Source organism: Mesorhizobium sp. WSM4810, assembly GCF_055811235.1.
The window spans coordinates 197,093-211,185 of record NZ_JBVVQV010000004.1 but is presented as its reverse complement, the minus strand read 5'-3'; the positions used below and the strand labels follow the sequence as shown (position 1 = coordinate 211,185).

Sequence of the window (14,093 nt, the reverse complement as noted above, 5' to 3'; positions counted from 1 at the left end):
CCGATTGATATCGGGAGGATAGGAAAATGAGCGATCCGGGCGTCGAGCGACGGTTCGGTCGTCATCGCAGGATCGCGCCGTTCGAGCCAGACGAAGCAGGCTCAATCGATGCGTTGCGCCTGAAGTCGCGGCAGAAGGCCGCTGAACTCAACCAGCATGTGCTTGGCTACGGCGCACTGGCGGAAGCCGAGTGGCACGCCGCCGGCATTGCTGCTCCCGACCTGCCCGCCATGCGCCAATACCGGCTCGACCGCATCCGCGCCGAGCTGAAGCGCCGCGGCTATGCGGGAGCCTTGCTCTACGATCCGATCAACATCCGCTATGCGACCGACTCGACCAATATGCAGCTCTGGGTCGCGCACAATCCGACAAGACATTGTTTCGTTGCCACCGAAGGTCCGGTGGTGCTGTTCGACTATTTTTCCTGCGAGCACCTTTCCGACCACTCCGGCGTCGTCGACGAGGTTCGGCCGGCAGTGTCTTGGATGTATCTCTACAGCGGCGACCTCACCGAGCAAAAAGTCCGCCGCTGGGCCGCCGGGATTGCCGATCTGGTCAAGCAGCATGGCGGCGGTGTCAGTCGCATCGCCGTCGATCACATCAATCCCGAGGGCGTCGAAGCGCTCGCCCGCCTCGGCATCTCGATCGCCAATGGCGAAGCGCTGATGGAAAACGCACGCCTGATCAAATCGCCCGACGAAATCCTGGCCATGCGCCGGTCGATCGTCGCCTGCGAGGCGGCGATGGGCGAGATGGAAGCAGCTTTGAGGCCAGGGATTTCCGAAAACGAATTGTGGGCCGAACTCCATCGCGGCAACATTGCGCGTGGCGGCGAATGGGTCGAAACCCGGCTCTTGACGTCCGGCCCGCGCACCAATCCCTGGTTCCAGGAATGCTCGTCGCGAACGATCGCAGCCGGCGACCTCGTCGCTTTCGATACCGATTTGATCGGCCCTTACGGTTTCTGCGCCGACCTGTCGCGCACTTGGCTCTGCGGCGACACCGAGCCGTCCAACGAGCAACGCGAGCTGTTTCGCATCGCCGCCGACCAGATCGCCCACAACATCGGCCTGATGCAGCCGGGCACATCGTTCCGCGATCTTGTCGAATGCTCGGCGGTGCCGCCCGGAGATTGTTTCCCGACGCGTTACGGCGTGCTCTATCATGGCGTCGGCCTGGCAGACGAATACCCGACGCTGCCGCATGCCATCGACTGGACCGAAGACACGCCCGACGGCGTGCTTGTGTCGGGCATGGTGCTTTGCGTCGAGAGCTATATCGGCCGGCTTGGCGGACGCGAGGGCGTCAAGATCGAGGAGCAGATCCTGATCACCGAAACCGGCAACGAGCAGCTTTCGACCTATCCGCTCGATGAGCGGCTGCTCGGCGGCTGATTGTCTTTATGCGGTCGCCGCGACCGCCTCGCGCAGCGCCACCACGACCGTTTCCGGTGTCGTTCTGGCAGTGATGAACGGCAGGCCCTTGCGCCGCGTTGTCCAGCCGACGACCGTGACCGCTTCCGCTGCCGGCTCGAAGCGCCGCGCATTGGCCCAGCTCTGGCAGTCTATGGCCGCGACATCGGCCTTGCCCTCGGCAATGGCGACGATCGAGGCGCGGTGGCCACCGCTTTCGCTGCGCTCGGAGAAGATGTCCAGGCTTTCGCCCAGCGCCTCCAGGTCACGCGTCGGCGCGATAATGCCCGACATGGAATCGAGGCTGTTGAAGGTAAAATGCTTGTCACGCAGGACATCGAGCGGGATGAGCGGGCTGCCATCGGACGGTGAGGCAACCGTCGGCGCTTCACCTGCACGCATCACGAGCGCGCTCGAATAGAGTTCACCCTGCCCGCCCTCGAACGCGTCGTAACGCGGCTGGCCGATCAGTTGAACATGCGTCGCCAGCCCGAGTTCCATCGGACCCCAGCAGGTCTGAGCGAGCAGCAGCGCCGGATGCAGCCAGAGGCCGAAAAAATCCAACTCGTCCGGCGGCAGCGTCGCCGGATCGGGCGCGATGACCTTTCCGGCGGCGTCGCGGATGCCGCCTTCCACAGGCCGCAGATCGGCATTGACGCGAGCGATGGTCTGCGGCGCGTCGATGCCTTTTTGCCGGAAGGCATCACGCAGCCGCGCCCATTGGGCGTCGACCTCGCTCCGCATTTCAGACCAGTCATACATCGGCAAGCCGGCAACGAAATCGCTCATGCCGGGACTTTAATCGTTACGCTGAGAAAAATTGACGAGGCCATTGACGCGCACCTGGGCATCGCTGTCGGCAATACCCAAAAATTCATTCTTTCGGCGGCTCGGCCGGTACCGGCGCACTGCCAAGCCCATTGAGGCTGCGCGCCCTGACGCGCGGCTTGAACGCCCGGCCCGGTTCCGGCGTGCGCCGCAGCACCGGGTGGACGATCGGCTCCTTGGCCTTGAAGGCATATGCCCTAAGCAGCGCGAAATAGTTCGGATAGGCATAGCCATTGTTCATCCGCAGCCACTCGTCACGGCGCTCGCGAAACAGCTTCGGCAGCCGGTACCAGGCCACCGTCGGGCTCTTGTGATGAACGAAATGCAGATTGTTGTTGAGGAACAGGAACGACAGCGGCGAACGCTCGACGATCACCGTACGGCCTTCCGGATGCTCCGACCACTGATGCTCGGCAAAGGTGCGGATCGAGATCAGCGACTGGCCCAGCCACACCGGCACCAGGATGTAGAGCCATAGCGGGATGCCGAAGCCGAACTGCACGACCGGCAGCACCACGGCGAGGCCGATGGCGTGCAGCAGCCATGCCTTGCGGATCACCTTGTCGCCGGCAAGCATCTGCCTGGCATCGTCGATGAAGAAGCCGGTGCACGACAGCCACGGGCCGAGAATGAGCCGGCCGATCATGGTGTTGTTGATCTTCAGCAGGAACTTCATCGCCGGCGGCAATTCGTCATGGTGCCACAGCGCCTTGTAGTAGCTTTCAGGATCGTCAAGCGGATCGGTCAGCCGTTCGTCGGCATGATGGCGCAGATGAATGGTCTTGAACCGCCGGAACGGCCAGACGAGACCAATCGGCAGGAAGACGAAAGCTTCGTTGAACTGCGCATTGCGGGTTGGATGGCCGTGCAGGACTTCGTGCGCCAGCGAGGATTGCAGCGCCGCCATCAGGGCCAGAACGACGAGCGCCAGCAGCGGATAGGACGGCCACAGGAACAGGCCGGCTGCGAGCCAGGTGCCGTAGCAGAAAAACGCGAGGAAGACCGTCGGCCATTCGATGGCCGGTGCATTGCGCCGTCTGTTATTCCTGCTTGTCATCGATCGACCACTGCCCTTCCAGTCGCCGGAACCGTTTTGATTCCTGACAGCATTGTGTCAGGAGCGTCGTGATGCTGCAACGCGACAAAGCGCACAAAATGTTGCGATTGCGCATTTTCAGCTGCATGTGTTATCTATTGTAAACAGGCTTGAGGATTCATTTACGCCCAAAGTGCCAGGTCGGCGGGTTCGGCGAATTTTTTTTCTCCCAATGGCTGGAATGACGATATGGACAAACGCGACCTGTCGACGGTCTTTCGGGAGCGCCTGAAAATGCTCCTGACACGATCCGATCTGAACCAGTCCGCTTTCGCGACTGCGGTGGGCATCGACCGCTCGGCGCTTTCGCAGCTGCTGTCCGGCGCCTCGACACGCCTTCCCCGCGCCGAAACGCTGCTCAACATCGCCGCCGAATTCAAAGTGTCGCTCGACTGGCTGCTCGGCCTCAGCCAGGACGAAGGCCTCACCGGTGAAATCCGCGAGAGCCTGGAGATCGAGGAAGCGCCTGACGGCTTCGACCGCACGCTGCTGGCCAGATGGCATGCCGAGGCCGCGGGCACGAAAATCCGTTACGTGCCGGCCGGCATTCCCGATCTTCTGCGCACCGAAGCGCTCGTCGACTACGAGGCCGGTATCGCCAACAAGAGCCGTGAGGCCCAGGCCGGCGAGACGCAGTACCGCATCGACTACAACCGGCGGCCGGAAACCGACATGGAAGTCTGCATGCCGCGCCATACGCTGGAGATCTTTGCGCGCGGCCTGGGCGTCTGGGACCGTTTCCCTGAGGCCGCCCGCCACCAGCAGCTTCTTCATATGGCGACGCTGCTCGACGACCTTTATCCCACCTTCCGCCTGTTTCTCTATGACGGACGGATGCGTTATTCGATCCCCTACACCATCTTCGGGCCTTATCGCGCCGCCATCTATGTCGGCGACATGTATCTGGTGCTGAACGCGACCCAGCCGGTCCGCAAGCTGACCAGCCATTTCGACAATCTGATCCGCGCCGCCGACATCAATGCGCACGAAGCAGCCAGCTTCACCCAAAGGCTGGCGGAAATGCGATTTTGACGGCTTGCTTCCTGCACCGACATTGACGTCATATAAAGATTTCTTTATATCCCGACAAAGAATCCCGGAAGGCGTGATTTCCAATGACCAATCCAATCGACGCTTTGCTTGCCGAAAAGGGCGTTCTGCTCGCCGATGGCGCCACCGGCACCAATCTGTTCGCCATGGGGCTAGAGGCCGGCGAGGCTCCAGAGTTGCTGAACGAGACGGCGCCGGACACCATCACCAGTCTGCACCAGAACTTCGTCGATGCCGGCGCCGACATCATCCTGACCAACTCCTTCGGCGGCACCCGCCACCGGCTGAAGCTGCACCATGCGCAGGACCGGGTTTACGCGCTGAACAAGCGCGCCGCCGAGATCGCCCGCGCTGTCGCCGATAAGGCCGGCCGCAAGGTCATCGTCGCCGGCTCGGTCGGCCCGACCGGCGAGCTGCTGGTGCCGCTCGGCGCCATGACCTATGACGAGGCGGTCGACGCCTTTGCCGAACAGATAGAGGGCCTGAAGGCCGGCGGCGCCGAAGTCGCCTGGATCGAGACCATGTCGGCGCCGGACGAAATCCGTGCCGCAGCCGAAGCCGCGATCCGCGTCGGCCTGCCCTATACCTATACCGGCTCCTTCGACACCGCCGGCCGCACCATGATGGGGCTGTTGCCGAAGGACATCCACGGCGTCACCGATGGCTTGTCGCAGGCGCCGCTCGGTGTCGGCGCCAATTGCGGCGTCGGCGCCTCCGACATCCTCGCTTCACTGCTCGACATGACCGAGGCGAAGCCGGAGGCGACGGTGATCGTCAAGGGCAATTGCGGCATTCCGGAATTTCGCGGCGCCGAAATCCACTATTCCGGCACGCCCGAGCTGATGGCCGACTATGTCAGGCTGGCCGTCGATGCCGGCGCAAAGATCGTCGGCGGTTGCTGCGGCACCTCGTTCGCCCACCTCGCCGCCATGTGCAAGGCACTCGATGCGCACACAAGGTCGGATCGCCCTACCGTCGAAAAAATTGTCGAGCGCATCGGCCCGATGCGCAACAAGCAGGCGACGGTCAACACCGTCGAGACCAGCGAAGCCCGCCGCGAGCGCCGGCGCAGCCGCGCCTGACGCAATTGAAAAGGCCGGCAAGGTTTTCCCTGCCGGCCTGCCTCACCGCCCATCGGTGGTTTTCCGTATCAGAACGATCCCATCTGAGGAAAACCGGCCGTCACACACCCACTACCGGTTACCGCCGAGCGCCGAGGCAAGGCGCACCAGCGAGAGGAACTCGGACCGGTACCCGAACGGGTCGGCTCCACGGGCGGCAGTGGCAATCTCGATGATCTTGTCGTAGCCGAACTTCGCGGTCGCATCCTCGTCGCGCAGCTTCTGGCCAAAAGCTGCGACGGCAACGGAGAATCGCTGGTCGATGCTGGCCTGGTCGAAACCAGCCACTTCGTTGGCCGATGTCACCGGCGTGGTGATCAGCTTCGAGGCATCCTCGTTCGGCAACTTGTAGCGGATCTTGACGAAGGCATATTCGTCGGCATTGGCGACGCCGCCATTGTTCACTGCAGCCTGGCCGTAGCGCAGCGGATCGATCTTCTCGCCGCCACTGTCCTTCGGCGTGATCTCGTAGATCGCGGTAACCGAATGCCCCGAACCGATCTCGCCGGCATCGACGCGGTCATTGTTGAAATCCTCGCGGTTCAAGGCCCGGGTCTCGTAGCCGATCAGCCGGTATTCCGAGACTTTTTGCGGGTTGAACTCGACCTGGATCTTCACGTCCTTGGCGATGGTGAACAATGTCGAGGACGCATCCTCGACCAGCACCTTCTCCGCCTCGGCCAAAGTGTCGATATAGGCGGCGGTGCCGTTGCCGTTCTGGGCGATGGCCTGCATCATCTGATCGTTCAGGTTGCCGCGGCCGAAACCGAACACCGACAGGAACACCCCGGTCTTGCGCTCCTTTTCGATCAACCGCTTCAGATCGTCATCGTCGGTCTGGCCGACATTGAAGTCGCCGTCCGTCGCCAGCATCACGCGATTGATGCCGTCGTTGACAAAGGATTTCTGCGCCAGCCGATAGGCTTGCCTGATACCCGCCTCGCCGGCCGTGCTGCCGCCGGGCGCCAACGTGTCGATGGCATTGAGGATCTTGTCCTTCTCCGAAACCTTCGTCGGCTCCAGGACAGTGCCGGCATCGCCCGCATAGGTGACGATCGAGACGGTATCGTCGGGCTTCAATTTGTTGACCAGAAGCCGGAAGGCCGACTGCAGGAGCGGCAGCTTGTCCTGCTCGTTCATCGAGCCCGACACGTCGATCAGGAAGACCAGGTTGGCCTTGGGCTGCTCGGCCGGCTTGGCGTCGAAACCCTTGATGGCGACATGCATCAGCCTGGTGTGCTCGTTCCACGGCGTCGGCATGACGCTGACGGTCGAGTTGAACGGCGTCGAGGCAACGTCCGGACCTTTCCAGTGATAGGGGAAGTAGTTGATCATCTCCTCGACGCGGACGGTGTCGGCCTGCGGCAAAGCACCTTCCCTGAGCGAGCGCCGCACGAAGGAATAGGAGGCCGTGTCGACATCGATCGAAAAGGTCGACACCGGGTCTTCGAGCGCGGCACGCACCGGATTGCTCTTGAATTCCTCGACGCGGTCGCGGTTTTGCTCTGGGAGCGGCATCTGGTCAGCTGGGGCGGTCGAAGGCTGAGCCATCAACTTGGATTCAGCGCCCTGCATGCGGCCAGCCTGCGTGGCTCCGTCGGCTTTCGGAGGAGAATTAGACATCATCACTCTGCCAGACGGCGCAGCTCCACCATCCTGTGCGAACTCACCTTTCGGCGCAGGTGCCGGCTCGGGCGCCACATTGCGGGCCAGAGCGTCCTGCTGCGCCAGGCCGGCAGCCGATTGTGGCTTCGGCGGCGATGCCGGGGCAAGCGCCTCGGCTGCGACGCGGCTTTCGGCGTCGGCATCGGCTTTCTTCGTAGCCAGTGGTTTATCGGCCAGCGTTTCGCTGATCTTCTCGTTCCCACCGGAATAGAACGGCTGCTCCTGCAGCATATAGATGGTGGCGTATCCGGCGATCGGCAGGGCGACGAGCCCGGCAATGGCCGGGGTAGCGAAGAGTTTCTTTTGCATGATTTCGCTCCAGAGCTTTTGTGCTCGCTCTGTGAGACGAAGCCCTTTCGCCGTTCCTTGGGCGGCAGGTGAAGTTTTTTCGCCCAGGTCGTAAGCCCGCATGGCGGCCTCGAAGGCACGCGCCTTCGCGTCGATACCGGGTGCCGGTGCTGCGATGTTGCGCAGCCTGTTGAGTTGGTTGTCGTCGACCATGATCACACTTCCCCGGCTGAAAGCATGAGCGCCTTCAACCGTTTCTTCGCTTCATGGATGTGCCAGGAAACCGTCGTCTCCGAGATGCCCATCGCCTCGGAAGCGAGTGCGTGGCTCAGCCCTTCGCCATAGACGAGCAGCACTGCATCGCGCTGCTTGTCCGGCAGCATCCGCACCGCCACCCAAAGCGCCTCGGCTGGATCTTCGGGCTCGGCCGGGGCCTCTCCCGAGATCAGCTCGTAAGCCCCATAGGCTTCGGTCTTGATCGCCTCGCGGACGCTCTTGCGCATCATGTCGCGTGCCGCATTCAGCGTCATGGTGTAGAGCCAGGTGGTGAAGGCGCCGCTGCCATGATAGTCACGGATCGCCCGGCCGAGCCGGACGCAGACTTCCTGGGCGATATCCTCGGCATCGGCCTTTTTCCCGCACCAGCGATAGGCGGCGCGATAGACGAAGTCATAGTGCCTTTCGAGCAATTTGCCGAAAGCCCCCCTGTCACCGCCCTTCGCACGACCGATCAGCTCGGCGTCGGAGGCTTCGCTTTCATCCAGCATCATCGCCATCATTTGCCTGTTGGACGAAGGCTAATGGCGATTCCTTGGGATGATGGAAGGATTTTTTTGCAGGGCGGTCAGATGACCACCAGCGGGCTATCGGGGTCGCAATGCGGTGTTCAAGTTTCGTGCGGCATTCGGCGACGCTACAGGCCCGCGAACGCGACCATGTGGAAGGCTTGAACCTGTGGCGGATAGCGATAGGCCGCGCCGTAGGGACAGGCGTTGCGGTCGAGACAACCGCCGGTTCGGCAAGGCGCGCCGTTGTGCCCACGCACATGCGCCAGACAGGTCTTGTGCGCGAAACCATCCGCAGAATAGGCATCGACCGGACAGGATTTCAGGCAAGGTTTGTCGACACATGCATCGCAAAGGTGAACCACTTCGCGAGTTTCCCCAAACGCAATCTCGTCCTCGAACAGCAGCGCGCCGCGATAGGCGTGCCACAGCCCGTATTGCGGATGCATGAGGATACCGAGCGGCGACGGTTTCAGACCCTCCGCCTGCATCGCCCATTGCTGGAACGGCAGATACGGTCTGTCGGACGGCGAAACGGCGCGCGCGCCGAATGTCTTCGCCACTGCGCCGATCACTTCGCGCGACCATGCATCGAGCGGATCGGCAACAGTTTGCGATTGGCCTTCCCGCCAGCGCAGAAAATGCGGCCACGGCGCGGCGCCCGCCTGCCCCACCAGCAGGACGGATCTGGCGGCAGCGCCGGAGAGACCGGAGGGTGTTTCCTCACCGCCTGCAAAATTGAAGCCGCCGCGCAGGATGAGGCCGTGGGCGGAAAGCGCCGCCGCTATATCTTCGACCATGCTGCGCTCAAGGATCATCCCTTCCTGTCCGGCTCGGAGAAGGCGCTCCGCCAGACTTCCTTGTGGATGATGTTGGCGACTTTAGCCCCGCCTGACTCGGGCTCCTTTCAGGTGAAGGCGTCGGCCATCGACGCCTTCTTGCTGGCGATGAAGTCCTTCAGCCCATCGTCGATGCCCTGATCGAGATGCGGCGCCTCGTAGCTTTCCAGCCAGCGGCGGGCGAGTTCGTTGGCGCGCTGCGGTGCCGACTTTTCGCCTTCGGCCAGCCACTGCTCGTAGGAATTGTTGTCGGCGATGCTGGAACGGTAGAAGGCGGTCTGGAAATTGGCCTGGGTGTGGTCACAGCCGAGATAGTGGCTGCCCGGGCCTACCTGGCGGATGGCGTCCATCGCCTGGCCGTTCTCCGACAGGTCGAGGCCTTCGGAGAACTTCTGGGTCATGCCGAGCTGGTCGATGTCCATCATGAACTTTTCGTAGCAGGAAGCGAGCCCGCCCTCGAGCCAGCCGGCCGAGTGCAGCACGAAATTGGTGCCGGCGAGGATCGTCGAGTTCAGCGTGTTGGCGCTCTCATAGGCCGCCTGCGCGTCCGGGATTTTGGAGGCGCAGAGCGAACCGCCGGTGCGGAACGGCAGGCCAAGCCGGCGCGCGAGCTGCGCCGCGCCATAGGAAACCAGTGACGGCTCCGGCGTGCCGAAGGTCGGCGCGCCAGACTGCATCGAGATCGACGAGGCGAAGGTGCCGAACAGCACCGGTGCGCCCGGCCGGATCAGCTGCGTGAACGACGCGCCAGCCAGCACTTCGGCCAGGACCTGGGTCAGCGTGCCAGCGACCGTCACCGGGCTCATTGCGCCGGCGAGGATGAACGGCGTGACGATACAGGCCTGGTTGTGGCGCGAATAGACTTTCAGCGCCCCCAGCATGGTCTCGTCGAACACCATCGGCGAATTGGCGTTGATCAGGCTGGTCAGCACCGTGTTGTTCTCGACGAAATCGTCGCCGAACACGATCTTGGCCATCGCAACCGTATCTTCGGCGCGCTCCGGCGCGGTGACCGAACCCATGAACGGCTTGTCCGAATATTTGATGTGGCTGTAGATCATGTCGAGATGGCGCTTGTTGACCGGCACGTCGACCGGCTCGCACACCGTGCCGCCCGAATGGTGGATCGACGGCGCCATATAGGCGAGCTTCACGAAATTGCGGAAATCCTCGATCGTCGCATAGCGCCTGACGCCGTCGAGGTCGCGCACGAAGGGCGGGCCGTAGACCGGTGCGAAGACCGTGGCGTTGCCACCAATCTGCACCGAACGTTCGGCATTGCGGGCATGCTGGGTGTAGACGGACGGCGCGGTCTTGAGAAGTGAGCGGCAGAGCCCCTTCGGGAAGTGCACGCGCTCGCCCTTGACGTCCGCGCCGGCCTCTTTCCACAGCTGCAGCGCCTCGGCGTCGTCGCGAAAGATGATGCCGATCTCCTCGAGCACCGTGTCGGTGTTCTTCTCGATCAGCGCCAGCCCTTCCTCGTCCAGCACCTCATAGACGTTGATCTTGCGCTTGATGTAGGTGAGCTGGGTGCCGGGGCCGCCACCCGACCGCGCCGCCCGCCGGGCAGCGGCACCACCACTGGCGGCGCGCCCGCGCCGCGCGTTTGACGCTTCCTGGTCGACCGGCGCGTTCTCACTCATGATCGTTCTTCCCTGACTTTTGTTCTGGCACAATTATTATGGCCGCATATCGCGGCTTCTGGCCGGATCGTAATCATGCACCCTATTCGAAACGGCCCGCCAGCGCCAACGCCTGTCGCAAAATCGACAAGAATTCCAATAGATTTGCAGTCGCTTTCCTTTTGCGGGAAGTCGCAAATCAGCTATGGACGCAAGCCTGTAGCGGGTTAGGTATTGACGTGATATTTGAGGCCCCGCAATTGCATCTGTGCGGCAAGGAGCTGGATTAAAAATGGCCGACGACGAGATCATCCTTTCCGAGCTTTCCGACGACGAACTCGTGCAACAGATGCACGACGACCTTTATGACGGGCTGAAGGAAGAGATCGAGGAAGGCACCAACATCCTGCTCGAGCGCGGCTGGGCGCCTTACAAGGTGCTGACCGAGGCGCTGGTCGAGGGCATGCGCATCGTCGGCGAGGATTTCCGCGATGGCATCCTGTTCGTGCCGGAAGTGCTGTTGTCGGCCAACGCAATGAAGGCGGGCATGTTCATCCTGCGTCCGCTGCTTGTCGCCACCGGCGCGCCGAAGCAGGGCAAGATGGTGATCGGCACCGTCAAGGGCGACATCCACGACATCGGCAAGAACCTTGTCGGCATGATGATGGAGGGCGCCGGCTTCGACGTCATCGACCTCGGCATCAACAATGCGGTGGAAAAATATCTCGACGCCATCGAACAGCACCAGCCCGACATCATCGGCATGTCGGCGCTTTTGACCACGACCATGCCCTACATGAAGGTCGTCATCGACACGATGAAGGAAAAGGGCATCCGCGACGACTACGTCGTGCTGGTCGGCGGTGCCCCGCTCAACGAGGAATTCGGCAAGGCCGTCGGCGCCGACGCCTATTGCCGCGACGCGGCCGTGGCAGTCGAGACCGCTAAGGATTTCATGAAGCGCAAGCACAACGTCCGCGCTTCGGCCTGAACTGACGAGGAGAACACAAGAGCATAAGTACGGAGCCCGTACTTATGCTCTTGCAGACGAGGCGCCGCGTAGCGCCGGCATGTCAAGACTTCAACAAGCAACAGCGACCCGCGTAACGGCTTGAAGTGCCTATTCAGACTCTTTCGCCTCTTCCTTTTTCAGGATCGGCGTGTCGGCGGTTGTATTCGCGACGCTTGCGACTGTGGTTTGCTGATCTACGCTTGCAGCTTTGGTTTGCTGATCTACGGAAGCCGTCGTTTTGTTGTGGCCGACACATTCCGCTGCGGCGCCGGATACCGATAGGCCCAGAGCGGCGACAACCAAGAGAGCGGTCTTCATTCTATGCTCCTAGCTTCGTTGTTGAGGTACAGGGAAAGACTACCGGCATGTCCCGCATTGGAAAAGTCAACTTTTTGTGCCTGCCGTGACGATAGGGAATTGCGGAGAGGTGGACACCCAAGCCTGCGCTTCGGCCCATCTCCGCGAACTCGCATGGACAACAGAACGAACCACGCCTTGCGGCGCGGCTTTGTTGCTCCCATATGTTACAAGGGCTTAACGCGCATCGCTTGAACTTCCTCGACAGCGGTGCGCCTTGTTGATATCCGCGGGATCAGGGATTTTGGACCGTATCCTCGACCGCGTTGGCTGTCGATTTGACATCCCTGCCGACACCGCGGACGGTGTTGGCGCAGGCCGAAAGAGCCAGGGCGCAAGCGAGGATGGCGATCGGCGCAATGCGTAGCGGTTTCATGAATGGTATCTCCCTCAACAGATAGATTCGTGGGATAGCAACGAAAATCGGTTAGACTGGTTCCATGAGCATTGCGCGAAAACTACACCCCGATCAAGGTGACAGGCTGCTTGTCATCGCCTGCGGGATGATTGCGCGCGAAGTTCTGGCCGTTACGGAGCAGCTGGGGCTCGACCATCTCGACCTGACCTGCCTGCCGGCGGAGTTCCATTTCTACCCGGACCGCATCGCGCCGGCCATGGACAAGGCAATCGAGAAGGCCAAGGCGGACGGCTACACCAATATTTTCGTCGGCTATGCCGATTGCGGCACCGGCGGCCTGCTCGACCGCGTCTGCGAGAAGCATGGGGTCGAGCGCATGGCCGGTCCGCATTGCTTTGCCTTCTACCAGGGCATGGAAGCCTATGCGAAAATCGCCGACGACGACATGATGTCGTTCTACATGACTGATTTCCTGTGCCGGCAGTTCGATGCCTTCTTCATGAAGCCGCTCGGCCTCGACAGGCATCCGGAGCTGATCAAGGACTATTTCGGCAATTACCAGAAGCTGGTCTATATCGCCCAGACCGACGATCCGGAACTAGACAAGGTCGCCGAGAAAGCCGCGAAAATGCTCGGCCTCGCCTATGAGCGCCGTTCCACCGGCTATGGCGACCTGACGACGGAGCTGGCCAGCGCCGCGGCACACGGCTGACCGTTCAGGCCGCTCCTTCTTCCGCTGCTAGCCCGGCGAGCACAGCGGCAAAGCTCGTCTTGCAGACGAAGCCCAGCCTGTCCCGCGCCCGCGACGCGTCATAGACACGGTCGATCGAGGGAAACATCGTCCAGCCCTTTCGCGCGTAGAGCGCCGGAAATTCCGGAAAATAGCGGGCGACGACGGGCGGCGCGTCAGCGATCAATGCCTCGCAATCATCAGGCCGGAACGGCGTGGGCGCCGAGACGATGAAGATATCGAAGCCCAGTCGCGGCGCCTTCTCCAGCGCCGCGACATGGGCCTCGGCGGCATCTTCCACGGTCAGTCGGCGGAACAACAGCTCATTGGCCTTGGTGTTGGCGTCCGACTGCTCGATCGCATGCGCCATGTCGTCTGCCTCGGGAAAGAACCGGGCGGTGCGCAGCACGATCACCGGCAGTCCGGACTGGATGTGATAGAGGCGGCAAAGATGTTCGGCCGAAAGCTTGGTTACGCCGTAGATGTTGCGCGGCTCGGGCGCCATGTCTTCCGTCAGCCAGGCGGCCTTGCGCGCACCGCCGGTGAGGCCGGCGCGTATGGCTTTCGAGATCATCAGCGAGGTCGTCGACGTGAAGACGAAGCGCTGAACGCCCGATAACACCGCCGCGTCGAGCAGGTTGAGCGTGCCGCGCACATTCGTCTCGATGAAATCCTCATTGCGGTGGTGTTCGATATCAGGCTTGTGCAGTGCGCCGCTGTGGACGATCGCCTCCATGCGGTTTTCCCCGACCGTCCGCATCACCAGATCACGGTCGGCGACCGAGCCGATCACCTGCGTTGGCGCCGACGGGACCGGATCCAGCCCGATGACGTCATGGCCAAGCGCCCGCAGGCGCAGCGCGAGCGCGCTGCCCAGCCAGCCTGACGACCCCGTAAACAAGATCCGCATCGGTGAAACCACGTGTTTTA

Annotated in this window: 14 protein-coding genes; 5 read left to right on the top strand and 9 right to left on the bottom strand. The window is 62.2% G+C overall.

Translation table 11 applies throughout. The features are described 5' to 3' along the window. Nucleotides 1-26: 26 nt before the first annotated feature. Nucleotides 27-1,394: a M24 family metallopeptidase gene (locus AC0L3O_RS08225; protein ID WP_473534090.1), complete on the top strand. Its 1,368-nt coding sequence runs from the start codon at nt 27-29 to the stop codon at nt 1,392-1,394. Nucleotides 1,395-1,400: 6 nt separating this feature from the next. Here the strand turns inward: AC0L3O_RS08225 and AC0L3O_RS08220 are convergent, their stop codons facing one another. Together AC0L3O_RS08220 and AC0L3O_RS08215 are read right to left on the bottom strand one after the other, a co-directional pair. Continuing rightward, on the bottom strand, nt 1,401-2,201 hold the full coding sequence (locus AC0L3O_RS08220; protein WP_473534091.1) for a phosphate/phosphite/phosphonate ABC transporter substrate-binding protein: 801 nt from the start codon (nt 2,199-2,201) through the stop codon (nt 1,401-1,403). Nucleotides 2,202-2,286: 85 nt separating this feature from the next. Beyond that, on the bottom strand, nt 2,287-3,297 hold the full coding sequence (locus tag AC0L3O_RS08215; RefSeq protein ID WP_473534092.1) for a fatty acid desaturase: 1,011 nt from the start codon (nt 3,295-3,297) through the stop codon (nt 2,287-2,289). Nucleotides 3,298-3,525: 228 nt separating this feature from the next. Here AC0L3O_RS08215 and AC0L3O_RS08210 point away from each other — a divergent pair, with 228 nt between their 5' ends. Both AC0L3O_RS08210 and bmt read left to right on the top strand, forming a co-directional pair. Then, nucleotides 3,526-4,368 carry a helix-turn-helix domain-containing protein gene (locus AC0L3O_RS08210; protein WP_027154489.1) on the top strand — a complete coding sequence of 281 codons (843 nt, stop codon included), beginning with the start codon at nt 3,526-3,528 and terminating at the stop codon, nt 4,366-4,368. Nucleotides 4,369-4,451: 83 nt separating this feature from the next. Continuing rightward, the gene (gene bmt / locus AC0L3O_RS08205; protein ID WP_473534093.1) at nt 4,452-5,468 is read left to right on the top strand and encodes a betaine--homocysteine S-methyltransferase; all 1,017 of its coding nucleotides are present in this window, start codon (nt 4,452-4,454) and stop codon (nt 5,466-5,468) included. A gap of 111 nt (nt 5,469-5,579) precedes the next feature. On the opposite strand, the gene AC0L3O_RS08200 is transcribed toward bmt, so the two are convergent. From AC0L3O_RS08200 to AC0L3O_RS08185, 4 genes are all read right to left on the bottom strand, one after another. Next, nucleotides 5,580-7,673 (bottom strand): vWA domain-containing protein, encoded by a 2,094-nt coding sequence (locus tag AC0L3O_RS08200; RefSeq protein ID WP_473534094.1) that lies wholly within the window; start codon nt 7,671-7,673, stop codon nt 5,580-5,582. Between the two features lie 2 nt (nt 7,674-7,675). Then, nucleotides 7,676-8,236, bottom strand: coding sequence for an RNA polymerase sigma factor (locus tag AC0L3O_RS08195; protein ID WP_473534095.1), 561 nt, complete (start codon nt 8,234-8,236; stop codon nt 7,676-7,678). 137 nt (nt 8,237-8,373) lie between these two features. Next, the gene (locus AC0L3O_RS08190) at nt 8,374-9,045 is read right to left on the bottom strand and encodes a hypothetical protein (RefSeq protein WP_473534096.1); all 672 of its coding nucleotides are present in this window, start codon (nt 9,043-9,045) and stop codon (nt 8,374-8,376) included. Nucleotides 9,046-9,152: 107 nt separating this feature from the next. After that, the gene (locus AC0L3O_RS08185) at nt 9,153-10,727 is read right to left on the bottom strand and encodes a trimethylamine methyltransferase family protein (RefSeq protein WP_287342797.1); all 1,575 of its coding nucleotides are present in this window, start codon (nt 10,725-10,727) and stop codon (nt 9,153-9,155) included. A gap of 271 nt (nt 10,728-10,998) precedes the next feature. Here AC0L3O_RS08185 and AC0L3O_RS08180 point away from each other — a divergent pair, with 271 nt between their 5' ends. Continuing rightward, on the top strand, nt 10,999-11,697 hold the full coding sequence (locus AC0L3O_RS08180; RefSeq protein WP_095494578.1) for a corrinoid protein: 699 nt from the start codon (nt 10,999-11,001) through the stop codon (nt 11,695-11,697). A gap of 129 nt (nt 11,698-11,826) precedes the next feature. Here the strand turns inward: AC0L3O_RS08180 and AC0L3O_RS08175 are convergent, their stop codons facing one another. Next, nucleotides 11,827-12,036: a hypothetical protein gene (locus AC0L3O_RS08175; RefSeq protein WP_287285310.1), complete on the bottom strand. Its 210-nt coding sequence runs from the start codon at nt 12,034-12,036 to the stop codon at nt 11,827-11,829. Between the two features lie 274 nt (nt 12,037-12,310). Beyond that, nucleotides 12,311-12,451: an entericidin A/B family lipoprotein gene (locus AC0L3O_RS08170; protein ID WP_036263015.1), complete on the bottom strand. Its 141-nt coding sequence runs from the start codon at nt 12,449-12,451 to the stop codon at nt 12,311-12,313. 64 nt (nt 12,452-12,515) lie between these two features. Between AC0L3O_RS08170 and AC0L3O_RS08165 the strand changes: the two genes are divergently transcribed. Beyond that, the gene (locus AC0L3O_RS08165) at nt 12,516-13,145 is read left to right on the top strand and encodes a DUF1638 domain-containing protein (RefSeq protein WP_473534097.1); all 630 of its coding nucleotides are present in this window, start codon (nt 12,516-12,518) and stop codon (nt 13,143-13,145) included. A 4-nt stretch (nt 13,146-13,149) separates the two neighbouring features. On the opposite strand, the gene AC0L3O_RS08160 is transcribed toward AC0L3O_RS08165, so the two are convergent. Further along, nucleotides 13,150-14,073, bottom strand: coding sequence for an NAD-dependent epimerase/dehydratase family protein (locus AC0L3O_RS08160; RefSeq protein ID WP_473534098.1), 924 nt, complete (start codon nt 14,071-14,073; stop codon nt 13,150-13,152). Nucleotides 14,074-14,093: the final 20 nt, after the last annotated feature.